Annotated in this window: 28 protein-coding genes; 18 read left to right on the top strand and 10 right to left on the bottom strand. The window is 52.5% G+C overall.

Annotated elements, in window-relative coordinates; genetic code table 11:
- Nucleotides 1–119: 119 nt before the first annotated feature.
- From RT197_RS03225 to RT197_RS03200, 6 genes are all read right to left on the bottom strand, one after another.
- Nucleotides 120–695: a TerD family protein gene (locus RT197_RS03225; RefSeq protein ID WP_312947138.1), complete on the bottom strand. Its 576-nt coding sequence runs from the start codon at nucleotides 693–695 to the stop codon at nucleotides 120–122.
- A 66-nt stretch (nucleotides 696–761) separates the two neighbouring features.
- Nucleotides 762–1,340, bottom strand: coding sequence for a tellurium resistance membrane protein TerD (gene terD / locus RT197_RS03220; RefSeq protein ID WP_312947136.1), 579 nt, complete (start codon nucleotides 1,338–1,340; stop codon nucleotides 762–764).
- Nucleotides 1,341–1,394: 54 nt separating this feature from the next.
- A complete protein-coding gene (locus RT197_RS03215) occupies nucleotides 1,395–2,423 on the bottom strand; it encodes a TerC/Alx family metal homeostasis membrane protein (protein ID WP_312947135.1) in 1,029 nt (342 codons plus the stop codon).
- A 22-nt stretch (nucleotides 2,424–2,445) separates the two neighbouring features.
- A complete protein-coding gene (locus tag RT197_RS03210; RefSeq protein WP_312947133.1) occupies nucleotides 2,446–2,901 on the bottom strand; it encodes a tellurite resistance TerB family protein in 456 nt (151 codons plus the stop codon).
- Between the two features lie 22 nt (nucleotides 2,902–2,923).
- The gene (locus tag RT197_RS03205) at nucleotides 2,924–4,096 is read right to left on the bottom strand and encodes a TerD family protein (RefSeq protein WP_312947131.1); all 1,173 of its coding nucleotides are present in this window, start codon (nucleotides 4,094–4,096) and stop codon (nucleotides 2,924–2,926) included.
- Nucleotides 4,096–4,677: a TerD family protein gene (locus RT197_RS03200; protein ID WP_312947130.1), complete on the bottom strand. Its 582-nt coding sequence runs from the start codon at nucleotides 4,675–4,677 to the stop codon at nucleotides 4,096–4,098. The genes RT197_RS03205 and RT197_RS03200 overlap by 1 nt, the downstream gene beginning before the upstream one ends.
- A gap of 325 nt (nucleotides 4,678–5,002) precedes the next feature.
- Here RT197_RS03200 and RT197_RS03195 point away from each other — a divergent pair, with 325 nt between their 5' ends.
- From RT197_RS03195 to RT197_RS03140, 12 genes are all read left to right on the top strand, one after another.
- Nucleotides 5,003–6,064, top strand: a complete 1,062-nt coding sequence (locus tag RT197_RS03195) for an ATP-grasp domain-containing protein (RefSeq protein WP_312947128.1) — start codon at nucleotides 5,003–5,005, stop codon at nucleotides 6,062–6,064.
- A gap of 25 nt (nucleotides 6,065–6,089) precedes the next feature.
- Nucleotides 6,090–7,232: a phosphoribosyltransferase domain-containing protein gene (locus RT197_RS03190; protein ID WP_312947127.1), complete on the top strand. Its 1,143-nt coding sequence runs from the start codon at nucleotides 6,090–6,092 to the stop codon at nucleotides 7,230–7,232.
- Nucleotides 7,225–8,010 carry a hypothetical protein gene (locus RT197_RS03185; protein WP_312947126.1) on the top strand — a complete coding sequence of 262 codons (786 nt, stop codon included), beginning with the start codon at nucleotides 7,225–7,227 and terminating at the stop codon, nucleotides 8,008–8,010. The genes RT197_RS03190 and RT197_RS03185 overlap by 8 nt, the downstream gene beginning before the upstream one ends.
- Nucleotides 8,000–9,073, top strand: coding sequence for a cysteine protease StiP family protein (locus RT197_RS03180; RefSeq protein ID WP_312947124.1), 1,074 nt, complete (start codon nucleotides 8,000–8,002; stop codon nucleotides 9,071–9,073). Before RT197_RS03185 ends, RT197_RS03180 begins: the two co-directional genes overlap by 11 nt.
- Complete coding sequence (locus RT197_RS03175; RefSeq protein ID WP_312947123.1) at nucleotides 9,073–10,026, top strand: HpcH/HpaI aldolase/citrate lyase family protein; 954 nt, start codon at nucleotides 9,073–9,075, stop codon at nucleotides 10,024–10,026. Before RT197_RS03180 ends, RT197_RS03175 begins: the two co-directional genes overlap by 1 nt.
- A gap of 14 nt (nucleotides 10,027–10,040) precedes the next feature.
- Nucleotides 10,041–10,508, top strand: a complete 468-nt coding sequence (locus RT197_RS03170) for a tellurium resistance protein TerW (RefSeq protein WP_312947122.1) — start codon at nucleotides 10,041–10,043, stop codon at nucleotides 10,506–10,508.
- Nucleotides 10,509–10,673: 165 nt separating this feature from the next.
- Nucleotides 10,674–11,312 carry a VWA domain-containing protein gene (locus RT197_RS03165; RefSeq protein ID WP_312947120.1) on the top strand — a complete coding sequence of 213 codons (639 nt, stop codon included), beginning with the start codon at nucleotides 10,674–10,676 and terminating at the stop codon, nucleotides 11,310–11,312.
- Nucleotides 11,313–11,331: 19 nt separating this feature from the next.
- A complete protein-coding gene (locus RT197_RS03160) occupies nucleotides 11,332–11,973 on the top strand; it encodes a TerD family protein (RefSeq protein WP_312947118.1) in 642 nt (213 codons plus the stop codon).
- The gene (locus RT197_RS03155; RefSeq protein ID WP_312947117.1) at nucleotides 11,973–12,611 is read left to right on the top strand and encodes a VWA domain-containing protein; all 639 of its coding nucleotides are present in this window, start codon (nucleotides 11,973–11,975) and stop codon (nucleotides 12,609–12,611) included. Before RT197_RS03160 ends, RT197_RS03155 begins: the two co-directional genes overlap by 1 nt.
- A gap of 45 nt (nucleotides 12,612–12,656) precedes the next feature.
- Nucleotides 12,657–13,691 carry a TerY-C metal binding domain-containing protein gene (locus tag RT197_RS03150; RefSeq protein WP_312947116.1) on the top strand — a complete coding sequence of 345 codons (1,035 nt, stop codon included), beginning with the start codon at nucleotides 12,657–12,659 and terminating at the stop codon, nucleotides 13,689–13,691.
- A 5-nt stretch (nucleotides 13,692–13,696) separates the two neighbouring features.
- Nucleotides 13,697–15,274 carry a protein phosphatase 2C domain-containing protein gene (locus RT197_RS03145; RefSeq protein WP_312947115.1) on the top strand — a complete coding sequence of 526 codons (1,578 nt, stop codon included), beginning with the start codon at nucleotides 13,697–13,699 and terminating at the stop codon, nucleotides 15,272–15,274.
- A gap of 28 nt (nucleotides 15,275–15,302) precedes the next feature.
- A complete protein-coding gene (locus RT197_RS03140) occupies nucleotides 15,303–16,802 on the top strand; it encodes a protein kinase domain-containing protein (RefSeq protein ID WP_312947113.1) in 1,500 nt (499 codons plus the stop codon).
- A 45-nt stretch (nucleotides 16,803–16,847) separates the two neighbouring features.
- Here RT197_RS03140 and RT197_RS03135 read toward each other — a convergent pair whose 3' ends face one another.
- Nucleotides 16,848–18,035 carry a zinc-dependent alcohol dehydrogenase gene (locus RT197_RS03135; protein WP_312947112.1) on the bottom strand — a complete coding sequence of 396 codons (1,188 nt, stop codon included), beginning with the start codon at nucleotides 18,033–18,035 and terminating at the stop codon, nucleotides 16,848–16,850.
- 203 nt (nucleotides 18,036–18,238) lie between these two features.
- Between RT197_RS03135 and RT197_RS03130 the strand changes: the two genes are divergently transcribed.
- Together RT197_RS03130 and RT197_RS03125 are read left to right on the top strand one after the other, a co-directional pair.
- A complete protein-coding gene (locus RT197_RS03130) occupies nucleotides 18,239–18,433 on the top strand; it encodes a hypothetical protein (RefSeq protein WP_312947110.1) in 195 nt (64 codons plus the stop codon).
- A gap of 1 nt (nucleotide 18,434) precedes the next feature.
- Nucleotides 18,435–19,214 (top strand): hypothetical protein, encoded by a 780-nt coding sequence (locus RT197_RS03125; RefSeq protein ID WP_312947108.1) that lies wholly within the window; start codon nucleotides 18,435–18,437, stop codon nucleotides 19,212–19,214.
- Nucleotides 19,215–19,248: 34 nt separating this feature from the next.
- On the opposite strand, the gene RT197_RS03120 is transcribed toward RT197_RS03125, so the two are convergent.
- Nucleotides 19,249–19,680 (bottom strand): OsmC family protein, encoded by a 432-nt coding sequence (locus RT197_RS03120; RefSeq protein ID WP_312947107.1) that lies wholly within the window; start codon nucleotides 19,678–19,680, stop codon nucleotides 19,249–19,251.
- A gap of 229 nt (nucleotides 19,681–19,909) precedes the next feature.
- Between RT197_RS03120 and sra the strand changes: the two genes are divergently transcribed.
- Complete coding sequence (gene sra, locus RT197_RS03115; protein WP_312947106.1) at nucleotides 19,910–20,050, top strand: stationary-phase-induced ribosome-associated protein; 141 nt, start codon at nucleotides 19,910–19,912, stop codon at nucleotides 20,048–20,050.
- Nucleotides 20,051–20,435: 385 nt separating this feature from the next.
- On the opposite strand, the gene RT197_RS03110 is transcribed toward sra, so the two are convergent.
- The gene (locus RT197_RS03110; protein ID WP_312947104.1) at nucleotides 20,436–21,659 is read right to left on the bottom strand and encodes a hypothetical protein; all 1,224 of its coding nucleotides are present in this window, start codon (nucleotides 21,657–21,659) and stop codon (nucleotides 20,436–20,438) included.
- A gap of 447 nt (nucleotides 21,660–22,106) precedes the next feature.
- Here RT197_RS03110 and RT197_RS03105 point away from each other — a divergent pair, with 447 nt between their 5' ends.
- Nucleotides 22,107–23,804: an NAD-dependent malic enzyme gene (locus tag RT197_RS03105; RefSeq protein ID WP_312947103.1), complete on the top strand. Its 1,698-nt coding sequence runs from the start codon at nucleotides 22,107–22,109 to the stop codon at nucleotides 23,802–23,804.
- Nucleotides 23,805–24,116: 312 nt separating this feature from the next.
- On the top strand, nucleotides 24,117–24,533 hold the full coding sequence (locus RT197_RS03100) for a helix-turn-helix domain-containing protein (RefSeq protein ID WP_312947102.1): 417 nt from the start codon (nucleotides 24,117–24,119) through the stop codon (nucleotides 24,531–24,533).
- A 61-nt stretch (nucleotides 24,534–24,594) separates the two neighbouring features.
- Here RT197_RS03100 and RT197_RS03095 read toward each other — a convergent pair whose 3' ends face one another.
- Nucleotides 24,595–26,094, bottom strand: coding sequence for a SmvA family efflux MFS transporter (locus RT197_RS03095; protein WP_312947100.1), 1,500 nt, complete (start codon nucleotides 26,092–26,094; stop codon nucleotides 24,595–24,597).
- Nucleotides 26,095–26,214: 120 nt separating this feature from the next.
- Between RT197_RS03095 and RT197_RS03090 the strand changes: the two genes are divergently transcribed.
- Nucleotides 26,215–26,790 (top strand): TetR family transcriptional regulator, encoded by a 576-nt coding sequence (locus RT197_RS03090; RefSeq protein ID WP_312947098.1) that lies wholly within the window; start codon nucleotides 26,215–26,217, stop codon nucleotides 26,788–26,790.
- Nucleotide 26,791 lies beyond the last annotated feature (1 nt).

Raw genomic sequence — 26,791 nt, 5'->3', positions numbered from 1 at the left:
TATTCATCCTTATGGCTTATCAGTCGGAGTGCGATCGGCAAAAAACATAACGGTCGGAAACCGCGATCTTTTTTACATACCGGATAAAAAAACCCCGGCAGAACCGGGGTTTTGAACACTCAGATATTCACACCGTGCTGGGATGCCAGCGCACCCAGGCCACCGGCAAAGCCTTGCCCTACCGCCTTGAATTTCCACTCGTTACCGTTGCGATACAGTTCGCCGAAAATCATCGCGGTTTCGGTGGAAGCATCTTCAGACAGGTCGAAGCGGGCAATTTCAGTGCCGTTATCGTTGTTGTAAACGCGCATGAAGCTGTTGCTGACCATGCCGAAGTTTTGCTTACGGCTTTCGGCTTCATAGATAGTGACGGCAAAAACCAGTTTTTTGACGTTAGCGTCAACTTTCGCCAATTCGATTTTCACTGACTCGTCGTCACCGTCACCTGCGCCAGTGCGGTTATCGCCCTGGTGCTCTACCGCGCCACACGGACTGACTTTGTTATTAAAGAAAACAAAATGACCATCGGAAAGGACTTTACCGTCTTCGCCAACCAGGAACACGGAGGCGTCAAGGTCGAAATCCTGGCCATCGGTAACACGGGCATCCCATCCAAGACCGACCATGGCAATATTCATGGTAGGTGCTTCTTTAGTAAGGGATACGTTACCGCCTTTTACGAGAGAAACTGCCATTTTTAGCTCCTGCTTTTAATGAGTTGCGGTGCTGCGTTATGCAGCTCCGGTAGAGAAAGAGAGATATCAGGATGCGTTGATGCCGTACTGGGCACAAACGGATGCCAGACCACCGGCATAACCCTGACCGACCGCACGGAATTTCCATTCCGCGTTATGACGATACAGTTCGCCAAACAGCATTGCGGTTTCGGTAGAGGCATCTTCGGTCAGATCGTAGCGCGCGACTTCAGTCTGATTGTCATTATTGACCAGACGGATGAACGCGCCGGAAACCTGACCAAAACTCTGACGACGTGCCTGTGCGTCGTGGATAGTGACCACAAAGATGATCTTATCAACGTCTGCCGGAACGCTGTCCAGTTTCACAATCAGCGATTCATCATCACCATCGCCTTCACCGGTACGGTTATCACCGGTATGGGTAACGGAGCCATCTGCCGATTTAAGGTTGTTGTAGAAAATAAAGTCGGCATCACCGCGTACCTTGCCATTTTGACCCAGCAGGAATGCCGATGCGTCGAGGTCAAAATCCTGACCGTCAGTAGAGCGTGCATCCCAGCCAAGACCGATCAGTACATTTTTCATTGATGGCGCGGCTTTGCTCAGGGATACGTTACCGCCTTTAGATAGAGAAACGCTCATAAATGAATCCTCACAGGTTAAATTTTCAGGTTATCAATCAAACAGAGATGCGCGTTATTCTGCATCAGACTTGTCCGGGAACATGATGCTTGCCACGATCCCAATTGCCAGCACCACCAGAACAACAATCAGACTGGTCGTGGCAGAAAGGCTGTAGCCATGATGCCAGATATGATCTGTCGCATTAAGGCCCAGTTTTGCGGCAATAAAGAACAGCAGGACGATGACCGCTTTTTCCAGATGCGTCAGGTACTGCTTCAGCGCTTCAAGTACAAAGTAAAGCGTACGCAGGCCAAGGATGGCGAACATCATGGCGCTGTAAACAATCAGCGGTTCACGGCTGACCGCGATAATTGCCGGAACGGAGTCGAAGGCAAACATCACGTCAGACAGTTCCACTACCGCGACGCAGAGCATCAGCGGGGTTGCATATAGCGCGGCTTTTTTCACCCGACCGACAACAATATCTTTGTTTTCCGGCTTCGCCAGTTCGGCATCGACTTCTTTCTGGGTCAGCAAAAATGCGTGCCCGGAAAGTTTTGGCCACAGCGGGAAAAATCGTCTGACCATCCGGTAGGCGAGATGCTGGGAATAGTCTTCCACTTCATCTTCATCACCGCCGCTTTTGAGCATCATTACGGCAGTCCATGCGACGACCACGGCGAAGACCAGTTCAACGTATGGCCCTAACGACAGCAGCCCTGTACCGATGGCAACGAAAATGCCCCTGAAGACAATCGCACCGATAATCCCCCAGTACAGTACCCGGTGACGGTAACGATCCGGCACTGAGAACCAGGAGAAAATCGCCATCATGACAAACAGGTTGTCAACGGAGAGGACTTTTTCAAGCGCATAACCGGTTACGAACAGGCTGGCGACTTCTGCGCCGTGGTGAACGTAGAGAAAACCGGCGAATGCCATTGCAACGATAACCCAGAATACAGACCACAGTGCCGCGCTTTTCAGCGAAATGGGCTTATCATGGCGATGCATAAAAAGGTCAATAAAAATGGCTCCGACTGACAGTGCGACAAACACAATGACAGTTTCAGCCGGAAATCCAATATGTGTAGAAACCATGTTTTACCCTTTGCGGATGATATCAGAGGCCAAATTCGGCAGGGTCGAAACCCAATGCAATTGCAATTTCACGTACAGCTTTTTGCTCATCCTCATCAAAATTACCGTCGCTCTTACCGACGGCAATCCCCACGCGAATAGCAAGCTGTGCTGCTTCTGGCTGATCCTTTAATGCCAGAATATGTTTCATCGTTTCGCCTTTGCCGATTTCCATATCGAAATCGAAACTTGAAATCAGTTTATTAAAGAACTCGATGACCTCATTGGTATCAAAAACCTTTAACTCTTCGGAGGAACGCAGAAAACCCATCATTTTCTGTTTTTCTTCGGCGCTGACGCCATCGCTGGCAACCGCGATCCGCGCGCAGACAGCGACCGTCCCCTGCATAAATTTTTTGTTTTTGAAACGGCTGACCTGTTTGGTCAACTCTTCGCGGCTGTTATTAAACGCGCCTTTCACTTTATTAAAAAAACTCATCACCCTATCCTCATTAACAGTATTATTTGGAACCAGAAGACCAGCGAAAGCCCCAACCGAACGCGCGGTCCATCTCCTGTTGCCCTTTAAAGAACTGATTGATACGTTCGATTTTGATCGCACCATTCTCATTAATCAGACGCGCTATCGCACATAAGGTTCGTTTGTTATCGCCTTCAGTCAGGCGAGTTTCGATCGGCGGCTGTTCCGGCACATGTAAGGTGACAACACCGTCGGTCTTGTCCCAGCTTGGCGCGCCCTGATAAATAAAGGCGTAAATCAGCACCTCACGAATGTTCTGCCATTCGCGGCCGTTGATGTGGATCCACTCGCCATCGCTGACATCCCCGGTACGGTCGTCGCCCTGAAGCTGGACGTAAGGTTCAGAATGGTACGAGCCGAAAGCATTGCCCAGCGCCTGAACCACCGTTTTGGGACCGTCGCGCAGCGCGATGAAGGCACCTAAATCGAGATCGACGCCCTTATCTCCACCAAACATGCCCAGCAAGCCGGAAGACTTACTGCCACGGTGCCAGTTAAGGTTAATGCGTATTTCACCGAAGTTGTCTTTTTTGGCGAGACTGATCGCTGGTTTTTCTTTGGTTAAAGAAACTTTGCTCAGGCTGATTTTATTAGCGGCCGGAGCCGGTGGCGGCACGGGTGCAGGTGTTGGCGTCGGGGTTGGCGTTGGTGCCGGGTTATCGGCAATATCCACGCCAAAATGTTCAGCCAGCGGCTTAAGCCCACCGTTAAAGCCCTGGGAGATAAAGCGGAATTTCCATTCGCCATTGCGTCGATAAAACTCACCCAGGATCAGCGCCGCTTCCTGACGACCGTTAAGATCAACAGTACCATTGACGATCACGGACCCCGAATGCTCAACCTGGATAGCCAGATTACCGAGACTGGACACCTTCTGATTGCCTTCACAGGTCACCGTGAACGCGACTTTTTGCACATCAGATTTCAGGTTATTCAGGGAAACCACAAAAGTGGTGTCATTCCCTTCATTCACCAGGCTAATAGTATTGTCGTCATTGCGGGTCTGGCCGTAAAAGACCATATCCGCATCGCCCTTCACTTTACCGTCAGCAAACAGACGGAAAGAAGAGGTATCGACCGCTGAACCAGAGAGAATACGAACCCGCAACTCTCCGGCTGGAACAGGGGCGTTGCCCCCTGGCGTCAGATTCATTAGCGCACCACCGTAGCCACAACCTCTGGCAGCATTTCGTCAATCGTGCGCCCACGGCAGGCATTGCCCAGAGCGGTAAAGTCCCAGGTTCCCCCATTACGGCGTAAAGAGGCAATGACGATCCCGGTATGGCTACCCTGCTCAGAAAGCACGTATTTAGCCAGTTCTTTATTGTTCTGATCGACCACGCGGCAGAAGGCGTTCTGCACTTCGTTGAAGGTCTGACCACGGAAACTGTTCACCGTAAACGCCAGGAATTCAACCTGCGGCGAAAGCTGGGTCAGATTAACGCTAATGGTTTCATCATCACCGTCCCCCTCACCCGTTAAGTTATCACCGCTGTGAATAACGGAGCCGCAGCGCGATTTAAGCTCGCGAAACCAGATGGTATCTAATTTATTGCCTTTCGCGTCGAGGAGAATACAGCTGGCGTCCAAATCAATAGAGCCAGAACCGCCAAGCAGACTGCCAAATAAACCTTTTTTCTTAATTGGATCCCAGCCCAGCCCAAACTTAAGCTGGCTAAGAGAAGAGGATTCTTTACTAAGCGAGACCGTCTGATTTTTACTTAACGAGACCATATATTTTCCTTAACCTGCATTGAGTAAAGCATTAGGTGAATATGAGAAAGCATCGTGCGTGCAAAAAATCATATCATGATGTAGTTCTGTCACAAGATGATTTTTACACAAACTTACCTCATGGTTGGTTAACTCGCTGTTTTTGAATAATTAATATTTTCAACCCCCCTTATTTATAGTGGTTTTTTAATGATTTCCTGGTCGGTTATAGATCACATGAATGCGTTAAAATTAAAAATCATATTATGATTGACATGAAAATAGTGCCCCCATAGACTCATTAAAATTGCCTCTTACCAGACCTCACCAGGAAAATAGCAAAACAATGAAAACCAAAATATGGCTGACGGAAGGTCTCTCTTCCCAACGAAATATCATTCAAAGTGTAAATGATTTTTCCCATAACGGGGGGCGTGAAATCACAATCTATGCATCCCATCGTCATGAAAGAAACGAAATTTTATCCGTGGCGCATTTTTCGCTGATCGAACCGCAGGATGAGAGTCAGCGGCTGGCCTTTATTACGGCTATAGTCAAAGAGCACGGGATCGATGTCATTCATGCCGGACGTAATGGCCGCTGGTTTGAAACTCATCGCCAGGCCATTGAAGCCCTTGGCGTTGCCCTGACGACCGGTGCGATTAGCGTTGATACTATTGACCTGGCCGATGACAAAGTCGCCTTTGCCCAGTTCATGGAAAGCAAAGGACTGCCGGTCGTTCCCTCACTTCGCGTCTCGACAGTGGGCGAACTCAAACAACTGCTCGCCAGTACGCCTTTTGAAGCGCCGTGTATCAAACCCGTCAAAGGCATTTATGGCATGGGATTCTGGCGGTTTGATGACACCGTCTCGCCAATGACGGTCTTTAACTATCCTGAGCGCCGCCGGGTTAACACGGAACAATATATTGCAGCGTGTGAAGCAGCGAGATCGTTCGAGCCGCAGGTCGTCATGCCTTACCTGCCCGGCCCTGAATATTCCGTCGATATGCTGGTTGACCACGGCAACGTGCTTGCCGCTGTCGGACGGCGTAAAGAAGATGCGCTTCAGTATCTGGAAAATACGGGTGACGCCTGGGCGCTGGCGCAGGCCTGCGCGCAGGCGATGAACGCTGACGGGCTGGTTAACGTGCAGACGCGCAATGATGCCAGCGGCAAACCGCTTCTTCTCGAAATCAATATGCGCCCGTCCGGGGGCATCGGCTACACCCGGCACAGCGGAGTTAACCTTGCAGGATTATATGCCGCGTTTAAGCTCGGCCAGTTGACCGCAGATGAAGTCCAGGCGCTGGCGCGCAGCAGCTTTAGCCCGGCGGTAGTGCGTTCTGTCACGGACGTAGTGGCCTATGACCACGTATTAGCAAACAAACTCAATACCGGTGTCTAACCTACTGAATTCAGGAAGTGTCTCTATGACGACTATTCACGACGACAATGTTTATCGTCGTACTCTTACCAGCGGCACAATTAGTGTCACCCGTCATAAGGGAGAGGTTTCCCTTGAGTCATTATTTGACATCGCAGAACGACGCAACCCGAAAAGAGCGTTTTTGTTCGTCAGTAAAGTGCTGGGCCGCCACATTCCGGTGTCGCCTGCCGTTATGCGTTCCGTATTTCGTCAATTAAGTGAGCAGTTTCCTACTGGCATCCCCGGTCCGGTGTTATTTATCGGCATGGCCGAAACGGCGGTCGGGCTTGGTGCAGGCGTGTTTGATGAATTAAGAACCCGCTGCCCGGACCCGGTATTTCTGACTTCCACGCGCCATCCGGTTGAGGGTGAGCTGCTGTGTGAATTTAAAGAAGCGCACAGCCACGCCACCGATCATCTGCTCTACCTGCCCCATGACCCGGAGATGCGCCGCCGCGTTCGCGAAGCGCGTACGGTGGTGCTGATTGATGATGAAGCCACGACCGGCAATACGTTTATTAATCTGCTGGCGGCGCTGCGTCACGACGGCGGCCTTACAGCCCTGGAGCGCGTTATCACCGTAACTCTCACCGACTGGAGCCGCGACGCGCTGGCCGAAGGCTGCCCGCTGCCCGTGCACAACCTGTCCCTGGTCAGTGGCGACTGGTGCTGGGAACCCTTCCCCGATGCGCCCGTTCCGGTTATGCCGCAGGTTAACGTGACCGCCTCCGGTAGCGTCAACATCTCCGGCAAACAAACGTGGGGACGGCTGGGCATGGTCGCGGCAGCGGCGGATCTGGGATTAAACGTCACAGCCTGTGCTGGCGAAAAAATTCTGGTGCTCGGAACCAGCGAATTTGTCTGGGAACCGTTTTTACTCGCCGAACGACTGGAAGCGCTGGGTGCTGACGTCAAATACAGCTCCACGACCCGCTCCCCCATCGCCACCGGCTTTGCAATCCAGTCTGCGCTGGCATTTACTGACAACTATGGCCTCGGCATTCCTAACTTCGTTTACAACGTCGTCCATCAGGCTTTCGATCGCATTTTACTCTGCACGGAAACGCCCGCCGAAAGCGTCGATCCTTCACTTCTTGCTGGTCTGAATAACGTTGCTGGCACCGTTGAGATTATTACCTATGAATAAACCCGTTTTCCTTTCCGACCTTGACGACACGCTGTTTCAGACCCGGCGGAAAATGGTCAACGAGCTGGACCTGGAGCCTTTCCGCACCGGGGCACTGGATCGCAGCCTGCAACCGCGCAGCTTTATGACCGAAGAACAGGCGATGATGGTTGACTGGTTGCTGGAACACGCCGAGCTAATCCCGGTCACGGCAAGAGGCACTGAAGAAATTTCCCGCGTGCAGATCCCTTTTCATTCCTGGGCGGTGACGACCCACGGGGCAGTGATCCTCAACGCCGACGGCACGCCGGATGCCGACTGGCAGACGCATATGCTGAACAGCCTGAAGCCCTACGAAGAAAAATTGCTCTCTATGCAGCGTCAAATCACCGAGCTGATGGATGCGCGCGGCATTAACGCCTGGGCGCGACTGAACTATGAGTATGGCAACGTGCCGGTTTATCTGGTGATGAAACACCGCGACAGCACGCGGCTGGATGAACTTAATGCCATTGGCGATGAAATCGAAACAATCTTCTCCACTGCCGGTTTTTACATTCATCGCAACAGCAACAACATTGCATGGCTGCCCGATCCGGTAGAAAAAGGTCTGGCCGTCGACTGGCTACTGCAAAAGCTGCGGGCAGAGCGCGGCGTTTTCCCGGTTTTCGGCCTGGGTGACAGCTTAAGCGATCACCGTTTTATGAAATTATGCACCTGGTACGGCGTTCCTCAACAAAGCCAGTTTGCGCAAGCCATCACGGATACCTTGTTTGGAGGGATCGACCATGCCTCATAACGCACCTTTTTCCGGCTCCTATCAGCCAGAAGACGTTCAGTTCCTGCTTCAGCCGGTCGAAATGGAAATGACGCCGGTAGAGTTAAAAGAAGAGTACATTCAGTCCGGGAAAAAACACTATTCGGAAATGCTCAGCCAGGAGCCGGAGCCAACCGCCTGGCATCTGGATCTGTTCCGCCGTTCGCTGGATCAGGGTGCGGCGCGTCTGGCCAGAGAAGTCCAGCAACTGGCAAACGCCCTCGCCGAACAGTTTGGCGATACGCCCATCATACTGGCAAGCCTGGTGCGCGCAGGCGTGCCGCTGGGCGTAATGTTGCAGCAGGCGCTGCGGGATATGGGTAAAACCTCCTGGCATTATGGGATCAGCATCATTCGCGATCGCGGGATTGATACCGCCGCGCTGGACTGGATCGAAGCACGTCACGGCACCGAAGGTATCGTGTTTGTGGACGGCTGGACCGGAAAAGGTGCCATTACCGGGCAGTTAATTAAATCGCTGAAAGATCGTCCTGGCTACCCTGCGCAGCCCCGGCTGGTGGTACTGGCCGACCCCTGCGGTCGCGCCTGGCTGTCGGCCAGCGATGATGACTGGCTGATCCCTTTTGGCATCATGGGTGCGCCCGTTTCCGGTCTGATCTCCCGCTCCATCTGGACAACCGACGGTTTTCACGGCTGCGTCCACTGCGATCATCTTGCGCAGTTTGAATGTAGCCAGATGCTGGTCGATACCGTGGCCCGCGAGCGTAAACACCTCCCGGAAGTGCCGCCGCTTTCGCGGGATAACGCGCACAAACCCGCACTTATCGCAAAAAGCGACCGGGTGATTAGCCTGCTGGCAAACCGCTATCAGGTTGACAGCATCAATCGGATCAAACCCGGCATTGCTGAAGCCACCCGCGCGGTGCTACGCCGCGTGCCCGATCACGTATTTGTAAGAACAGTTAACGACCCTGATGTTGCATTGCTTGTCGCGCTGGCGCGGGACAAAGGCATTACCATCGCCGAAGTGGGTGATGATATCGGGCAATATCGTGCCGTTACGATCATTAAAAAGGTGCTTTGATGATAAAACGACTCTCACCCTGGAATCTGGGCGCGACGCTGTATATGCCCGCGACCCGCACGGATATCGCCGAAACCATTCTTAACGTCAAAGTGGAAGGTCTGCGCTCGCTGGTGATTTGCCTGGAAGATGCCGTCAGTGAAGAAGATATTCCGCTTGCGCTCAGGAATCTCACCGTCCTGCTCGACGAACTGGCAAAAGCCAAAGCAACGGACGGCAGCTCTCACTGGCCGCTGGTTTTCATTCGTCCGCGTGATATTCAGATGGGCGCATGGTTTACCGAAACGCTGGATCTTAGCCCGATCGACGGACTGGTGCTGCCTAAATTCACCCTCGCCTCGTTACCGGAATGGTGGCGGTTTATTCAGAACACCCACCTGTGCATGATGCCTACGCTTGAGACAGCAGAAGTGTTCGACGTTGAGCAAATGCGCGAGCTGGCGACTACTCTGCTGAATCACCCCTGCTATCAGCGAATTATTGCCCTGCGTATCGGCGGCAACGATCTGATGAACGTGGTATCCCTGCGCCGTCCGCGTAACCTGACGCTATACGATGGCCCGATGGGCTACGTGATTAAAATGCTGGTCGCGGTGTTTGCCACCCGTAATTTCGCCCTTACCGCTCCCGTCTGCGAACACATTGACGATCACGAAATTATGGATCGTGAACTGGCCCTCGACATGGCGCATGGCCTGGTGGGGAAAACGGCGATCCACCCTAACCAAATCGCTAAAATTGAAAAGGCACTGCAGGTTTCAGATAACGATTACGCCGACGCGCTACGGATCATCAACTCGTCCCAGGCGGTGTTTAAATCGCAGGGCGCGATGTGCGAACCGGCGACCCATCGCCGATGGGCTTCCGGCATTCTTGAGCGCGCGCAGGTCTATGGCATCAGCGATCGCAGTAATGGCGGAATTGTTCGCGTTCCCCTGTCGCAGCAAAACTGAGGTAAACGCAGAAAATGTTACTTAGCTCCCGCCAGGAAAGAGTATTTAAACTTGCCACGTTGTTAGGTACGGGCAAGCCCGTGTCCGCAAGTAAAATCCTTGAGACCCTTGAATGCTCTGAACCCACACTGACCCGAGCGCTGAAAGAACTGCGTGATTCCTACTCGTCAGAAATTAAATACAGTAAGGCGATTCATGCCTACCAGATCACCCATTTTGGTACGCTCGATAAAAAAACGCTGCGCCGAATGGCAGAATCGCTGAGCGCCAACGCGGAGCTGAAAACCGTTGAGTCGTCCAGTTGGGTGGATCTCGACAAAGAAAAAAAGATGGCGGTGTCACTCTCGCTGCGGATGAGCGTCCTGCGTAAGGTTGAGCGATTTGCTTTTACGCATAACAAAACGCGTAGCGAAGCGATGGAAATACTGCTGGAAAAAGCCTTTACCGTGCTGGTGGAGGAACAAACCCGTACGGCTAAATAGCGATCCTTTAGCTTGTCCGTAACCGGCGTTACAGACAAGCTCCCATTTTTGGTACCAAAATCACAATAAAAAACTCGCTGATAAGTCCTTAAAAGAATAATGTATTTTAGTCGTGTTTAACCGATGAACCTCTGAATTCCTACCCAAAATCAGCAGGAGAAACGCATGAGAAGACTTCCGGTTTATCTACTTCTCGATACCTCCGGTTCTATGAACGGCGAACCCATCGAGGCGGTGAAAAATGGTGTACAGACCCTGCTTACCACCTTAAAGCAGGACCCCTACGCGCTTGAAACCGCTTATATTTCTGTTATTACCTTCGATTCCTCCGCACGCCAGGCCGTTCCGCTCACCGATTTACTCAGCTTTAAACTGCCAGACTTAACCGCCAGCGGGACCACCGCGCTGGGTGAAGCGCTTTCGCTCGCGGCAAGCAGCATTGCCCGCGAAGTGCAGAAAACGACTGCCGAAACCAAAGGAGACTGGCGGCCGCTGGTATTCATCATGACCGATGGATCGCCAACCGACGACTGGCGTAAAGGCGTCAACGATTTCAAAGCGGCAAGGACCGGCGTGGTCGTGGCCTGCGCCGCGGGACATTCTGCGGAGACCAAAGTCTTGCAGGAGATCACCGAAATCGTGCTCCAGTTGGATACCGCCGATTCCTCCACGATCAAAGCCTTCTTCAAATGGGTTTCCGCGAGCATTTCTGTCGGTAGCCAGAAGGTGGAGTCCGGCAAAAAAGAAGTGATTGGCCTGGATGATTTACCCCCACCGCCGCCCGAAGTTAACGTCGTTCTTTAAATATTAATAAGGAGATGCTATGTCAGTCAGCTTAAGCAAAGGGCAAGGCGTCAGCCTGCGCAAAAACGAACACGATCTTTCTTCCGTCACCATCGGCCTGGGATGGGATATCAACGAAGAGAAAAAAGGGTTTCTCGGCAGCGTCTTCGGTAAAAAAGAAGCGGAATACGATCTCGACGTTGTCGCCTTTCTCTGCAATGCCCAGGGTAAAGTGACCGATTTAGGCGATGTTGAGAACGGCAAACCGACGCTGGTCAACGGCGATATTATTTTCTTCAACAGCCTGCGACATAAATCCGGCAACATCTGGCTGACCGGCGATAACCGCACCGGGGCGGGCGATGGCGACGATGAGCAAATCATCGTTAAGCTCAATGCGCTGGATCCAAAATATGAAAAAATCATTTTCATTGTGCAAATATATAATGGCGAGCGCCTGCAACAGCATTTTGGCAAGGTGCAGAACGCCTTTATCCGGGCGGTAGACGCGCGCAATATCGAAATGGCGCGTTTCGATCTCTCCGGCGGCGCATCGTTTAATAACCAGCGCTCGATGCTCTTCGCCGAACTGGTCCGCGAACCAACCGGCTGGAAGCTCAACGCGATCGGTGAGCCGTCAGAATCCGATACTTTTGTCACGCATTTGAAGAGTTATATCTGATGAGAAGACTTCCCGTTTATCTGCTGATCGATACCTCCGGTTCCATGCGCGGTGAGTCTATTCATGCGGTGAATGTTGGTGTTCAGGCGATGTTAAGCGCGCTACGTCAGGATCCTTACGCGCTGGAAAGCGTGTACGTTTCCATCATCACCTTTGACAACGAAGCGCGTGAGCACGTCCCGCTTTCCGCACTGGAGAACTTTCAGTTTACCGATATCGTGGTGCCCAGCGCCGGGGGAACCTTTACCGGTGCCGCGCTGGAGAAGCTCGTCGCCTGCGTTGACCGAGACGTCCGTCGGTCCGATGGCGATCAAAAAGGGGACTGGCGACCGCTGGTTTTCTTAATGACCGACGGCACGCCTTCCGACGCCTGGGCTTATGGCGAAGCGATCAAAGAAGTCAAAAAACGTGCGTTTGGCTCGATCATTGCCTGCGCCGTGGGGCCGAAAGCTCGCCATGAGCATCTGAAGCAGTTGACGGATAACGTTGTCGCGCTGGAAACGCTCGATTCAAACGCCTTCGCCGGTTTCTTCAAATGGGTGTCGGCAAGCGTGTCATCGGGCAGCAGCAGCGCGGGCATTACGTCAGGCACGGATACTCTGCCCCCTCCTCCGCCAGAAATTCAGCTGGTGCTGTAATCGCAGGGCAACGTTCTGTGAGCGTTGCCCGACGAGGTGATTTTGATGAGAAGACTTCCGGTTTTTTTTGTTCTGGACTGCTCAGAGTCCATGATTGGCGACAATCTGAAAAAAATGAATGACGGGCTGCAAATGATCGTCAACGACCTGAGAAGAGATCCCCACGCGCTGGAAACGGCGTTTATTTCAGTCATTGCTTTTGCTGGTATCGCCAGAACCATCGTGCCGCTGCACGACGTGCTGTCATTCTACCCGCCAAGGCTGCCAGTGGGCAGCGGCACCTGTCTGGGTGCGGCGCTGCGTGAGCTGGCGACTCAGATTGACACTCAGGTGCGTAAAACGACCGCTGAAGGGAAAGGCGACTGGAAGCCGGTGGTTTACCTGCTGACCGACGGGCGCCCCACTGACGATGCGGCAGCAGAGATTAAACGCTGGAAAGAGCATTACGCGCGCAAGGTCAACCTGATCGCCGTTGGTCTCGGCCCGTCCGCCGACCTGAACATCCTGCGCCAGCTGACGCAAAACGTCTTCCACTTTACCGAGGCCCAGGAAGGCGACTTTGCCCGTTTTATCAAATGGATCAGCGCCTCCGTTACCGCCCACAGCCGCAGCGTCGGGGAAGAATCACCGCCTGCGGAGCAGACGGATTACCTCGTCAGGCTGACCAAAGACGTGTTATCACAGAAGTATGATGAAAATTGCGTCACCCTGGCGGGACGGTGCAGTCAATCACGGCGACCTTACCTGATTAAATACGAGCGCCCGAATACCCGCCTTTCCGGACTGAATTTCGATTTAAACATCAACGGCTTCAATATTGCGGGCTGCTATCCCATCGATGAAGATTATTTCGCGTGGAGCGATAATTCCGCCTCATTTATGCAGGTGAATACCAGCGAACTCCACGGCGTACCGGGCTGCCCGCACTGCGGGAACGCCAGCGCTTTTGCCCTTTGTAGCTGCGGTAAACTGCTATGTATTAATGGCCCGGATGATGTGATTTGCCCGTGGTGCGACAAAGCGCTTTCCTTCCAGGACTGTGCCGATGGCGATTTTGACGTTGACCGGGGCCGGGGGTAAAAACGATGGAAACCGATCTGGAACAAAAACTGCTGGCGCTGATCCTCGAAGAGAAAGGACTGGCCAGTTCCGAAGAGGCGCTGGCCCAACTGGGCGAAAATGCCGAAATCCACAGGCAGATCGCAGCGCTGGTTGACACAGTGACTCTGCACATTGCAAATCAACAAGAAACCACGCCCCCTGTCGCCGAAGCTGATCCGCCCCCGGCGGACGTCGATCAACCCGATCAACCACCCGAAACCAGCCCGCAGCAGCCGGAAGAAAATCCCCCGCAGAGCGGTCAGGAGGCAGAAGAATGGCAGAAAATGCCTTATGAAAACCTCAACGATGACGCGCCACAACCGCCCCTTCAGGATCAAAACACCGTGCTTAAGCCAGGACAAATCCCCGCTGCCGCCGCGCAGCCCCATGCCCCCACGCCCGGCGCACGCATCGTCATCGCTAACGCCCGCGTCGGTGCGCCCTTTGATTCTCCGGTCGACATCGCCCTTGATAACGGCGCAGCGGCGCAGGTGAAAGATGTTGTCTTTGCCTCCCCGGTGGGTCTGACGTTCGATCCGGCCACCGGTAATTTGTCCGGCATCCCGACCCAAAGCGGCGATTTTGAGGTCACGGTCGTGTGGGCCAGCGAAGCGCACCCTTCGGGTTCGACGACGGCAACGTTTATTGTCAACCCGGACCCACGTTCGCTGTGGAAGAATATTGACCCACCGGAAGACGATCGCTATTACAAAAAAAATGTTGAGCATCAGCTCATCAGACAGCCCGGCGTAAATATTGCGGCCGCAAGTCGCCGGGGACGATCTCATGCCCACGTCGGCTCCTTCCGCGACGACGACCTGTATGTAAACTGGCTCCCGGACAGCGGCTGGAGCGTGATGCTGGTAGCCGACGGCGCAGGCAGCGCCAAAAACTCGCGTCAGGGATCGCGGATTGCCACCGAAACGGCCGGCAATTATCTGGTCAGCCAGTTAAAAGGCGAAAAAGGACTCGACCTCAAAAAACAAATTCTGCAATGGAACACGGAAAATCAACGGCAGGTATGGGAAGGCTTTTACCACCTGTATCGTCAGGCATCCGTGCTGGCAGTGAATAATATTCACAACGAAGCCATTATTACCGATGAAAAAACCAAATCCTATGCCACTACTCTGCTGGCGGTGGTTTCATTCCGCGAAGGCGATGAGCTTTTTGCCGCCTCATTCTGGCTCGGCGATGGTGCTATTGCGGCCTATGGCCCGGCGGGAAAAGTCCGCGTGCTCGGTACGCCGGACAGCGGTGAATATGCCGGGCAAACCCGTTTTCTTGATGCGGAAGCGGTGCAGGATCCCGAATTCAGCAAGCGGATCATCATTGGCCGCTGGCAGGACATTTCCCATTTAGTGTTAATGACCGATGGCGTGTCCGATCCCCGCTTTGAAACGGATAACGGGCTACAAAATCCGCAAAAATGGGATGCGCTCATTGCGGAGCTGGCCCCCTGCCTCAACGATGCGGATAGCGCCGCTGAAAATCTGGCGGAATGGCTGAACTTCTTTTCTCCGGGCAACCATGACGATCGCACGATTATCGTTTCATGGTAAGCAGCAGAAAATACGGCGGTAATTGACTATGGCAAACATTATTACCTGTACAACCAGAGACGGAAAAACCGTCCAGTATGTTGACGAAATCATTGGCTCCGGTTCAATGAAAGATGTTTATTTTTCGCCCGATAAATCCTACGTGGTGGCTTTTTATAAAAAACCGCAGAACGAACAGGCGCGCGAACGTATCGATATGATCACCGGGCGCTATCGGCAAAACATTTTTGAGCAAACCGGCGGCGAATACTGGAAAGGTCTGTTTTGCTGGCCGGAAAGCGTCGTCGAATACCAGGGTAAAACCGGTATCGTGGTGCCGACCTATCAGAGCCACTTTTTTTTCAAATATGGCTCCAAAAATAACGATTTTCTCGGCATTCGCGGACGGGAAAAAGAAGGCAAATGGTTCGCCAGCGCGAATAACCAGAATAAATTCCTCGATCCGCGTGAAAAAGGCAACATCCTTAACTACCTGAAAGTCTGTCTGCTGTTAAGCCGTGCAGTGCGGCGGATGCACGCAGCTGGTTTGTGCCATAGCGACCTGAGCTATAAAAACGTGCTCATCGATCCCGAACAGGGGCATGCGTGTATTATTGACGTTGACGGGCTGGTGGTGCCGGGAAAATTCCCGCCTGACGTGGTCGGTACGCCGGATTTTATTGCGCCGGAAGTGGTGAAAACCAGCCAGATGGACAAAGACGATCCGCGCCGGGTTTTCCCCAGCATCCTGACCGATCGCCATGCGCTGTCGGTGCTGATCTATATGTACCTGTTTTATCGTCACCCGCTACGCGGCGGGAAAATTCATGACTTTGACGATGAAATGCGTGATGAATCACTGTCGATGGGCGAAAAAGCGCTGTTTATTGAGCATCCGCTGGATCGCAGCAATGCGGTAAAACTCAATCAGGTGTCCCCTTCTGCCTTACCGTGGGCCGATCCGGCGAAGATCCCCTATACCATTATGGGACCGTACCTGACCCCGCTTTTCGACCGGGCTTTTATTGAAGGTCTGCACGATCCGCAGCGCCGCCCGACGGCGGATGAGTGGGAAAACGCGCTGGTGAAAACTGTGGATTTGGTTCAGCCCTGCCAGAATCCCACCTGCGAGCAAAAATGGTATGTTTTTTCAGGGAAAACCACGCCGGTATGCCCGTATTGCGGTACGCCTTATAAAGGCAAACTGCCGATCCTTAATCTCTATTCCTCGCGCAAGGCGGGCAGCTTCAGACCGGACGATCATCGTCTGATGGTCTGGAGCGGGCAGTCACTTTTTGCCTGGCATGTGAATCGCCTGATCGCGCCCAACGAGCGCACCACCGATGCGCAGAAAAAGCGCGTCGGCTATTTTGTCTTTCATAACGATACGTGGTGGCTGGTGAACGAAGGCATTAACGGTCTGATGTCGCTGCCGGATAAGCGATCTATCGGTATCGGCGACAAGCTGGCGCTGGAGGACGGAACGCAGTTTGTGCTGTCAACGGAGGAAGGCGGCAGGCTGGTGGTGGTACAGCTGGTGTCTAACTAAACGATCGCGCCGGGTGGCGGCATCTGTCACCCGGCGCGACGTTGTTTACGGTGTCGCTGACGCAATGCCCGGCACCAGAATGACCTTCCGGCAATCTTCCTGGCGTTTCTCGAAGATCTCATAGCCTTTCGCCGCCTCTTCAAGCGGCAGATGGTGAGTGACTATCTCTTCCGGTCGCAGCAGCCCCTCTTCAATCAGTTTCAGCAGTTCAGGCAGATAAGCATGAACGTGGGTCTGGCCCATTTTGAACGTTAAGCCTTTATCGAACGCGTCACCGAACAGGAATCCGTGAATGAAACCGGCGTAAACGCCCGGAACGCTGACGATACCGCCACGGCGAACGGCAGCGATACACTGCCTTAGCGCTTTCCCGCTGCTCCCCTCAATTTTGAGATTGCTCAGCACGGTTTCGGTCAGGCTCCCTTTTGCCTCAAACCCAACGGCATCAATCACCGCATCGACACCGCGATGGTTATCGGTATTTTCAATAATCCACGCCGCCGGATCGTCATTTTTATCGAAATTAATCGGGATAACGCCGTAGCACTGGCGGGCAAATTCAAGGCGATAATCATGATGGTCGATCATAAATATTTTCTCTGCGCCTAAATAACGCGCGCAGGCGGCGGATAATAAACCGACCGGACCGGCACCAAATATGGCAACGCTGGAGCCTTTTTTTACCTCTGCATTTTTCACCGCCTGCCAGGCAGTCGGTAATATATCCGTTAAAAAGAGCACTTTATCATCAGAGAGAACGCGCGGGACTTTAAACGGACCGGTATTGGCTTTTGGCACCCGAACATATTCTGCCTGTCCGCCGGGTACGCCGCCGTATAATTTGCTGTAGCCAAATAATGCCGCTGGCGGAGTGATGGTTTTGCGGTTCAGCGCTGCGCCTTTGCCGCTATTGGTGGTTTCGCAGGCGGAAAACTGCTCAAGCTGACAGAAAAAACAGTTGCCGCAGGCAATCACAAAGGGGATGACTACCCGGTCGCCACGACTGACAGCCGTGACATCTTTACCTGTTTCGACCACCTCGCCCATAAATTCATGACCAAAAATATCGCCATGACCAGTACCCGGAATTTTTCCGCGATAAAGATGCAAATCCGAGCCACAAATCGCCGTGGCGGTCACGCGTAAAATAATATCGTCGCTGGCTTCAATAATCGGATCGGGATGGGTATCGACACTCACTTTATGCGGACCGTGGTACGTCAATGCTCTCATATTTCACTCCGGGGGAAATGGGCGGGAAGATTTAAATCTAGTTGCCGGAGGGTAAACTGCAAGGCGTCAGCCGCGTTAAACACTGATATTCACGCGACTAAGAACATTCTGTGAGCGGCTGAAGTTCAGAATTATCCGTTTACCCATGAATGTGCCCTCTGTTTCACCCGTAGTTTCTATACTGAGTTCAGGAGGTTATATCTATGCGATTGTTTCGTTCACTTTTTACCAGTCCCGAAAAATTCTTACAGGTGATTAATCATCACGATATCGAAGAATCCATTGAAGATGGCGAGCGTATTTTAATTGACGACGATGGCAACGCCACGGTCAATATCCGCTGTCGCGCGGTGCAGGAAGATTTTGCCCGACACGTTAACTCACTGAAAAGGGCCTGAAATGGGAACAGCGATTTTTATGGTCCTGATGGTCTGTGGGTACTGGTACAGCAGCCGGGATCTTTCCACCCGCTTAAAGTTCAAACGCACTTTTGGTTGGGATGTCTATTTTCTTGTCGCCCTTTACGGCTGTATTTTTGTTTTACAGGGTATTATCGCCACCGGCATTTTGTGGCTTCTGCTGCTGATCGCTTCTGTCACCATGAATGCCCTGCCCGCCTGGTTTGGGCCGGAAGAACATCGGCTGCAAATGGTCTTTATGAACTGGAGTTTTTTAGGTATCCAGGCGCCGGTGGTACTGATGCTGGCATTTTCGATTGTTTTCTGCCTTTACCGATCTAACTGGGCGATGAGCGCCCGGCTCGACAGTAAAGGACGCGTCGAACTCTACAAATACCTTTCCAGGGGCAATAGCCTCGAAGGTCTGCTTTACCAGTGTATGGAGAGCGGGCAACTGGTCTGGCTGACCCTGAGATCGCAGCGCATTTATATGGGCATGGTCCATGCGGCCACCTTTGATGGCAGCAATGCCAGCAACATCGTGATCATCCCCATGCTGAGCGGCTATCGCGACAGCGAAACCTTTGAGTTTACCGCTGAACACAACTACAGCGCCTGGTATGCTAAGCACGACATCACGCTAACCTCCGAGCCGCAGTCGGCGCTGGATTTTCGTAAGGTGATTCTGATTGAGCAGGTGGAGAGCCTGTCATTATTCGATCCCTCACACACGCTGGCGCTGGGAATGCGTAAAGAGAGTGAGATGTTTAAAGAGGATTAGGGAAATCGCCCGCAGGACGCGGGCGAAATACGAATCAGGCGTTAAGCTGATAATCCAGCGTAATTTCTGCATTCAGGAGCTGTGAAACCGGGCAGCCCGCTTTGGCTTTCTGAATAATGGCATCAAAAGCTGACGCCTCAATTTGCGGCACGGAGACTTTGCTCTGGAGCGCCACTTTAGTAATGGCGAAACCGCCATCTTTCTTATCCAGCGACACGTCCGCGACGGTATCAATAGATTCTGCGGTATAGCCTTCATCACCCAGCATCAGAGACAGGGCCATTGAGAAACAGGCCGCATGAGCTGCGCCGATCAGCTCTTCAGGGTTGGTCCCTTTTTCACCTTCAAAACGGGTATTAAAACCGTAAGGGCTTTGATTCAGCACGCCGCTTTCGGTAGAGACGGTGCCCTTACCGCGTTTGATGTCCCCTTCCCAGTGTGCCTGACCTTTCTTATGAATCGTCATAGTTGACTCCTTTTTGCTGTCGAGTCATCAAGTATAGGCCGCGACAGAAAGTTTGCGGCACAAAGGAGAGTGTTCCTAAAAGCGGCGAAAAAATTGCCAAATCCGGCATCCTGGTTAATGCTTAAAAGTCAGTTCGCGGTGCGGACTGAACTTAAGGGTAACATTTCGTCCGACTTAGCATTAGCATCGGGCTTGTCCTTGAACACCATTACTGGATTAAGGAGTAAGAATGAAATCGAACCGTCAGGCACGTCATATTCTTGGGCTGAATTATCGACTCTCAAACCAGAAGAAAATTTTGGTTGAAGGCGATCATGAAACGCAGGTTTCACACTCTCATGCCACTGGCCGCAAACGCCGCACTGAATAAATTCCCTCACTGAAATGCCGTATCGCACCATCTTCGCTCTGAAGATGGTGTTTTGTTACAAATGAAGCCTAAATATCACCGCCACCAACAATTCCATTAACATCTACCTTATACTCTGGCTGCCGCCATACCCGACCTCGTTCCCGGAGCTATCGTGCCACGTTGATCTCATTCATCTAATCTGGCGGCTCGCAGGGGCTACCCGCATTATCTGCGAGACTTTTTTTCTGCTGTGGGTTGAGTTTGATATTTATAATAAGGCTAATTGCATGTTGTAACTAAATAATGCTTTTTGCCCTTGCCTTTGCGAGCCAGCATTAAAAAAACAGGGAATGGTCGCTCCCTGTTTTTTTAATGCTACTTCCCGTCTAATTCCATTATAGTTTTATTCTACCGGCCAGGATCGATCGGAAATTACCGCACCAATTTTTCCATTCAAGAAATTCGCCATCGTATCCCCAAATAACTCTGGTAAAAACACGCCTAACTCATCTACAGTGACGGGCTGATTATATTGTGGGGACAAATAGCATACTGCATTTTGTGGGTTTCCCTCCCAATCCGAAGCAGGGTCTCGATACCTAATCACAACAGCATAGTTCGGGTCACCTAACAGATAGCCTTTATAATTACCCCATGTCATAACGGGTGGTGTTCTTGAAGGAACCCCCTGTTCTTTCACCAGCTGTTCAGTAAAATACGTTGGTGCAAAGAAGACGTAAGCATAGCCATCATTATCAACATATTCATTTAACATTCGGCTGCTAACCGTCCAGAAATCAAGAAGAGGGTCAACACTGGCTGTAGATTCTATGTTTGCACTCACGCTGACTTGTCTGCATTGATAGCGACCGAAGGTTAAATCAGGTGTGGCACTTCCAATAAACGTTGTTGGCATCTTAATTCTTAAAATCAACACTTGTTGATTGTTTGGATCGTCTTTTGTCGCTGACAGGTATCCCTTGCTACATCCATCGGCAGCCATTTCGTCAGAGAACCCGGTGGCGGAACGCACTGCATCGGCCCGAAAGAATAACACCTCCCCCTCTCGTTTATCAATGCGATTAATCTGTTGGTTATAAATAATACTCTCTTCTTTCTTATTATGTCCTTCGGACTCAGAATAAAAAATTACGCTCGGATTTCCCTCTATATAGGGATTTAAATTACTGGGGGTTGATGTCATTTCTCTATCCAGCATTTCATACTGAAACCGAGTTCCATCCAGTCCCAGGTAAACGGTGATACTGAAATATCCAGTAATTTGATAGTTACCAGAAACAACTAATTGAGCATCATGAGTAAGCGCATCGAACGACTGCTGGTAATATTGAGAGTGTTGATCGAACCCACCCTGGCTTTGTCCATTAATATAATCCTCTTCATTAAATCCATCAGGCTCTGGAGTAGAAACACTATTTGCAGAGAACCAAAGATCAAGATTGAGAGGTTTTCCATCCAACGTAACAGTAGGCGGTGTTACTGGTTGTTGCCATCCATCAAGTGAACCATCACCCCAAACATCATAAAAGCGTGCAACAATAATTCCCCGCTGCCTTGCTGGAATTGTGAATTCAGACGTGTACTGTGGTGTCATAATGTCTTTCATAAATTACCCTCATTAAGTAACAACGTTTACATTCATTGAATAAGGAATTTATCGCATAGGCATGTATTGACTACTGTTCATTATTCGACTGACAACTGGCCATTTTTTACCTTATCGTTTTTGTGATGAGGATATTGCCGTGCCACGGGCATATCATTATGCCCGGCCATTATTCCTTAACGCTGGCAAAACTGGCGACCAAAGGGCATCGGCGACCATTAAAAGAGGCGTCAGAGGAAGAAAACATTGCTTAACGTGAGTTCTCATTCCACTGAGCGTCAGACCCCATCTTCGCCCTGAAGAGGGTGTTTTGTTACAAATGAAGCCTAAATATCACCGCCACCAACAATTCCATTAACATTTACCTTATACTCTGGCTGCCGCCATACTCGTCAGGCCGTGCGCATCGACGCGTTCGCCTGTAGTGATGACTCAGGAGTGAGTAAGATGTTACTGAAGCACAAAAAAACCCGTTCTCTTTATATTCCTTACGCCGGGCCGGTCCTGCTCGAATTCCCTCTTCTCAATAAAGGCAGCGCGTTCAGCGCAGAAGAGCGCAGCAACTTCAATTTGCTGGGGCTGCTGCCGGAAGTGGTTGAAACCATTGAAGAACAGGCCGAGCGCGCTTGGTTGCAGTATCAGGGATTCAAAACCGAAATCGACAAGCACATCTACCTGCGTAACATTCAGGATACCAATGAAACCCTGTTCTACCGGCTGGTCGAAAACCATCTGGATGAAATGATGCCGGTCATTTATACCCCAACGGTCGGGGCGGCCTGTGAGCGCTTCTCTGAAATTTACCGTCGCGCGCGCGGCGTGTTTATCTCCTGGCAGAACCGCCACAACATGGACGACATCCTGCAAAACGTGCCTAACCACAATATCAAAGTGATCGTGGTGACTGATGGCGAGCGCATTTTGGGTCTTGGCGACCAGGGCATCGGCGGGATGGGTATTCCTATCGGCAAACTGTCACTTTACACCGCCTGTGGCGGGATCAGTCCGGCCTATACCCTGCCGGTGGTGCTGGATGTCGGCACCAACAATCAGCAGTTGCTTAATGACCCGCTGTATATGGGCTGGCGTCATTCGCGCATTACCGACGACGAATATTATGCGTTCGTTGATGACTTTATTCAGGCGGTGAAGAACCGCTGGCCGGATGTACTGTTGCAGTTTGAAGACTTCGCGCAGAAAAATGCGATGCCGCTGCTGACCCGTTACCGGGATGAAATTTGCTGCTTTAACGATGACATTCAGGGAACGGCGGCCGTGACCGTTGGCACGCTAATCGCCGCCAGCCGGGGCGCGGGCAGCCAGCTTAGCGAACAGAAAATTGTTTTTCTTGGTGCAGGCTCCGCTGGCTGCGGCATTGCCGAGCAAATCGTTGCCCAGATCCAGCGTGAAGGACTCAGCGAAGAAGCCGCTCGCGAGCGCGTGTTTATGGTCGACCGTTTCGGTCTGCTGACCACTAAAATGCCCAACCTGCTCCCCTTCCAGACCCGACTGGCGCAGAAAAGCGAAAACTTGCAGGGCTGGGACACGGAAAACGAAGCGCTGTCGCTGCTTGACGTAGTGCGCAATGTTAAACCCGACATCCTGATCGGCGTATCGGGGCAAACCGGGCTGTTTACCGAAGAAATCATTCGCGAAATGCATAAGCACTGCGCGCATCCCATCGTCATGCCGCTGTCAAACCCAACCTCGCGGGTTGAAGCCACCCCGCAGGATATCATTGCCTGGACCGAAGGCAGTGCGCTGGTTGCTACCGGTAGCCCGTTTGCCCCGGTGGTCTGGAAGGATAAAACCTACCCGATTGCGCAGTGTAACAATGCCTATATTTTCCCTGGTATCGGGCTTGGCGTCATTGCTTCCGGCGCAACGCGGATCACCGACGAAATGCTGATGTCCGCCAGCGAAACGCTGGCCAGCTATTCACCGCTGGTCAATAATGGCGAAGGTCTGGTGCTCCCGGAGCTGAAAGATATCCAGGCGGTTTCCCGCGCCATCGCCTTTGCGGTGGGTAAAGTCGCCCAGCAGGAAGGCGTCGCAGTGACGACGTCCGCAGAAGCCCTGCTCCAGTCCATTGACGATAACTTCTGGCGCGCGGAATACCGCAGCTATCGTCGCACGTCGATTTAATTCATCTAAGCTGGCGGCTCGCAGGAGCCACCAGCTATATCTGCCAGACATCTTTTTCTATTGTGGGTTGAGTTTGATATTTATAACAAAGCATATTGTATGTTGTAACTAAATAGCGATTTCTGCCCTGGCCTTTGCGAGCCAGCTTCAGCCTTTCGATGATGTTCATTGTGGTGAATAGCGATTGTTTTTACGCTATGTCAAAGAGTACAATGTTGACACAATGGCAACAGAAGGTCATGTTCGCCATGTATTCAGCCATCGAGAATACGATGAGTTTGTCGCCAAAAATCGTACAAAAGGAAAAGTAAAATGGTTGTAGCCGATGCACTAAAAGCGACAGAAGCCTTAAAACGAGCCGTGCCTTTGTTAGCGGGCAGTACCCAGCAGAAAGATTATGAGGATGCGCTGCTTCTGGTGGAGTACCTCCTGCTCAACGATCCCACCAGCCCGCTGATGGAAATTATTACCAGTAAAATCAAAAGCTATGAAGATAGCTTGCCCGCAGTGGCTCACTTTCAAAAAGAAATGGCCGAAGTCCCCTCTGCCCTGGCCATCTTGCGGACGCTCATCGATCAACACGGCCTGACGCTGTCTGATTTTCAACACGAAATAGGCAGTAAATCGATGGTTTCGCGCGTTTTACGCGGTGAGCGACAACTCACCCTTACGCACATCAAAAAACTCGCTGCCCGTTTTGGCGTCTCCCCTGCTCTTTTTATTGATTGATTCCCCGGCCCCGCCCTTTACAGACGAGGCCGTCTGCCACTCAAAAAACATCGGCAATCCGCTAGCGTGACTCGCGCACGGTCGTCACTTTTGCCAGACCAAACCAGATCCCGGCGGCTAACAGCAGCAGCATCAGTCCGGCGCTGCTTAACGCCACGCTGTGCGAGGTAATAAACGCGCTTCTGGCCGCGGAAATCAGCGTCTGCGCGGAACTCTCATCAAGCGTGGTGGCAAGCTGGATCGCCTCGCTGATGGAAGACGTCGCCTGTGCCGCCTGCTCCACCGGCAGTCCGACAGGCAGGCTAATCGCGTTCGCGTAGCTATGGCTTAAAAGCACCCCGAACAGCGCGATCCCAAGCCCTGCGCCCAGTTCATAGGCCATCGTCTCAATAGCCCCCGCCGCTGCCGCTTTCTCTTCAGGTGCGGCGGCCATAATCGCCGAGGTGGAAGCCAGCAACGCGCTGGCAGCGCTGAATCCCAGCAGCGCCATCAGGATCCACGCCTGCCACGGCCGGGTGGCAAAGTCAGTCATCGACAGCCCCAGAAAGCTCAGCGCACTCAGCATCATTCCGCCGGTCGCCACATAGCGCAGCCCAAGCCGTGAAACCAGCATTCCGGCAATCGGCCCGCTAAAACCGCTGGCCAGCATGACCGGCAGCATAAACAGACCGGCAGCAAATGGCGTCATGCCGTGAACAAACTGCAACTCCTGTGCCATCAGCAGTTCAAAACCGACCAGCGCGATCATTGCCGTCATCGCCATCACCACGCCGCTGAGAATAACCCGGTGGGTAAACAGGCGCATATCAATCATCGGCTGGGGAGCCTGAAGCTGAAGACGGACGAACAGGGTCAGCAGCGCCGCGCCCGGCAGTACGATAGCCAGCGTCGTCCACACCGACTGGGTGCCTTTAATCCCGGTTTTAACGCCGTAGACCAGCAGCAGGATCGCGGTGATCAGCACCAGCGCCTGCAGCAGGTTCAGCGGCTGCTCGCGCCGCCCCTGCTGGCGCGGGACAAAACAGGCAATCAGCATCAGCACGGTCACTATAATCGGCACGTTGATCAGAAATATCGCGCTCCAGTGAAAATGCGCCAGCACCATCCCGCCGATAAGCGGACCGAATGCCGCCCCGCCCGACCCCACGGCGGCCCAGACGCCCAGCGCAATGTTACGCTCGCGGGCGTGAGCAAAGGTATTACGGATCCCGGCCAGGGTCGCAGGCAGGATCATCGCGGCTCCTGCCGCAAGGATAACCCTGGTGGCAATCAGCCACTCTGCGCTGGAGGCAAACGCGGCCAGCACAGACGCCAGACCAAACAGCGCGCTGCCGCTCATCAACAGACGCTTAAAACCGATCCGGTCGCCGAGCGCCCCCATCGGCAGCACCAGCCCCGCCATCACCAGCGAATAAATATCAATGATCCACAATATCTGGTTGCCGCTTGCACCCAGCGTCACGCTGAGCGTCGGCGCAGCCACATGCAGGACCGTGACATCAATTGCCACCGGAATATAAACCAGCACGATAATCATTAACGTCAGCCACTGCCGAAACATACCTTCATCCTCAAATTAGAAACTGGACACTTGTCCAACACTGCCGATCCTACGGAAAGCTGAACACTTGTCCAGCTTTTTGATATGCTGTTTTCAGCACAACCTTCAGGGACAAACATCATGAGTTACCTTAATCGCGAAGAACGGCGGGAGCATATTTTACAGGCGGCCATGCGCGTGGCGCTGGATGAAGGATTTACCGCCATGACGGTGCGGCGCATTGCCAGTGAAGCGGGCGTGGCGACCGGCCAGGTCCATCATCACTTTACTTCCGGCGGGGAATTAAAATCGCTGGCGTTTATTCGTCTGATCCGCGCTCTGCTTGATGTGGACGTCCTGCAACAGGGAGCCAGCTTTCGAGAACAGTTGCAGTCTATGCTCGGCAGCAACGATCCGCGTTTTGAAAGCTACATTCGCCTGTGGCGCGAGGCGCAAATCCTTGCCGCCAAAGAGGGTGATATTAAGGGTGCCTACATTCTGACGATGGAAATGTGGCATGACGAGACGGTCAAAATCATCAACCGGGGCCGGGAAGCAGGAGAATTTACTGTTACCGACAGCGCGGAAAACATCGCCTGGCGACTGATATCGCTGGTCTGCGGGCTGGACGGGATTTACGTCCTCGGCATGGCAAAACTCGATCAGACGGCCTTTGAAAGCCATCTGACGAGAGTCATTGCGCTGGAACTAGGTTAAT

This window comes from Superficieibacter sp., from assembly GCF_032071645.1.
In the GTDB taxonomy this organism is placed as follows: Bacteria; Pseudomonadota; Gammaproteobacteria; order Enterobacterales; family Enterobacteriaceae; genus Superficieibacter.
Note: the sequence above shows the minus strand (reverse complement) of the source record. Positions and strands in the feature narration are given on the sequence as shown.

What these genes read in the sequence shown, in the direction of transcription:
- RT197_RS03170 (WP_312947122.1), top strand. Translation starts at nt 10,041, where the DNA reads ATGTTACTTAGCTCCCGCCAGGAAAGAGTATTTAAACTTGCCACGTTG.
- RT197_RS03205 (WP_312947131.1), bottom strand. Translation starts at nt 4,096, where the DNA reads ATGAATCTGACGCCAGGGGGCAACGCCCCTGTTCCAGCCGGAGAGTTG.
- RT197_RS03090 (WP_312947098.1), top strand. Translation starts at nt 26,215, where the DNA reads ATGAGTTACCTTAATCGCGAAGAACGGCGGGAGCATATTTTACAGGCG.
- RT197_RS03110 (WP_312947104.1), bottom strand. Translation starts at nt 21,659, where the DNA reads ATGAAAGACATTATGACACCACAGTACACGTCTGAATTCACAATTCCA.
- RT197_RS03150 (WP_312947116.1), top strand. Translation starts at nt 12,657, where the DNA reads ATGAGAAGACTTCCGGTTTTTTTTGTTCTGGACTGCTCAGAGTCCATG.
- RT197_RS03180 (WP_312947124.1), top strand. Translation starts at nt 8,000, where the DNA reads ATGCCTCATAACGCACCTTTTTCCGGCTCCTATCAGCCAGAAGACGTT.
- RT197_RS03125 (WP_312947108.1), top strand. Translation starts at nt 18,435, where the DNA reads ATGGGAACAGCGATTTTTATGGTCCTGATGGTCTGTGGGTACTGGTAC.
- RT197_RS03190 (WP_312947127.1), top strand. Translation starts at nt 6,090, where the DNA reads ATGACGACTATTCACGACGACAATGTTTATCGTCGTACTCTTACCAGC.
- sra (WP_312947106.1), top strand. Translation starts at nt 19,910, where the DNA reads ATGAAATCGAACCGTCAGGCACGTCATATTCTTGGGCTGAATTATCGA.
- RT197_RS03225 (WP_312947138.1), bottom strand. Translation starts at nt 695, where the DNA reads ATGGCAGTTTCTCTCGTAAAAGGCGGTAACGTATCCCTTACTAAAGAA.
- RT197_RS03100 (WP_312947102.1), top strand. Translation starts at nt 24,117, where the DNA reads ATGGTTGTAGCCGATGCACTAAAAGCGACAGAAGCCTTAAAACGAGCC.
- RT197_RS03155 (WP_312947117.1), top strand. Translation starts at nt 11,973, where the DNA reads ATGAGAAGACTTCCCGTTTATCTGCTGATCGATACCTCCGGTTCCATG.
- RT197_RS03095 (WP_312947100.1), bottom strand. Translation starts at nt 26,094, where the DNA reads ATGTTTCGGCAGTGGCTGACGTTAATGATTATCGTGCTGGTTTATATT.
- RT197_RS03105 (WP_312947103.1), top strand. Translation starts at nt 22,107, where the DNA reads ATGTTACTGAAGCACAAAAAAACCCGTTCTCTTTATATTCCTTACGCC.
- RT197_RS03145 (WP_312947115.1), top strand. Translation starts at nt 13,697, where the DNA reads ATGGAAACCGATCTGGAACAAAAACTGCTGGCGCTGATCCTCGAAGAG.
- RT197_RS03160 (WP_312947118.1), top strand. Translation starts at nt 11,332, where the DNA reads ATGTCAGTCAGCTTAAGCAAAGGGCAAGGCGTCAGCCTGCGCAAAAAC.
- terD (WP_312947136.1), bottom strand. Translation starts at nt 1,340, where the DNA reads ATGAGCGTTTCTCTATCTAAAGGCGGTAACGTATCCCTGAGCAAAGCC.
- RT197_RS03120 (WP_312947107.1), bottom strand. Translation starts at nt 19,680, where the DNA reads ATGACGATTCATAAGAAAGGTCAGGCACACTGGGAAGGGGACATCAAA.
- RT197_RS03215 (WP_312947135.1), bottom strand. Translation starts at nt 2,423, where the DNA reads ATGGTTTCTACACATATTGGATTTCCGGCTGAAACTGTCATTGTGTTT.
- RT197_RS03130 (WP_312947110.1), top strand. Translation starts at nt 18,239, where the DNA reads ATGCGATTGTTTCGTTCACTTTTTACCAGTCCCGAAAAATTCTTACAG.
- RT197_RS03210 (WP_312947133.1), bottom strand. Translation starts at nt 2,901, where the DNA reads ATGAGTTTTTTTAATAAAGTGAAAGGCGCGTTTAATAACAGCCGCGAA.
- RT197_RS03185 (WP_312947126.1), top strand. Translation starts at nt 7,225, where the DNA reads ATGAATAAACCCGTTTTCCTTTCCGACCTTGACGACACGCTGTTTCAG.
- RT197_RS03200 (WP_312947130.1), bottom strand. Translation starts at nt 4,677, where the DNA reads ATGGTCTCGTTAAGTAAAAATCAGACGGTCTCGCTTAGTAAAGAATCC.
- RT197_RS03140 (WP_312947113.1), top strand. Translation starts at nt 15,303, where the DNA reads ATGGCAAACATTATTACCTGTACAACCAGAGACGGAAAAACCGTCCAG.
- RT197_RS03135 (WP_312947112.1), bottom strand. Translation starts at nt 18,035, where the DNA reads ATGAGAGCATTGACGTACCACGGTCCGCATAAAGTGAGTGTCGATACC.
- RT197_RS03175 (WP_312947123.1), top strand. Translation starts at nt 9,073, where the DNA reads ATGATAAAACGACTCTCACCCTGGAATCTGGGCGCGACGCTGTATATG.
- RT197_RS03165 (WP_312947120.1), top strand. Translation starts at nt 10,674, where the DNA reads ATGAGAAGACTTCCGGTTTATCTACTTCTCGATACCTCCGGTTCTATG.
- RT197_RS03195 (WP_312947128.1), top strand. Translation starts at nt 5,003, where the DNA reads ATGAAAACCAAAATATGGCTGACGGAAGGTCTCTCTTCCCAACGAAAT.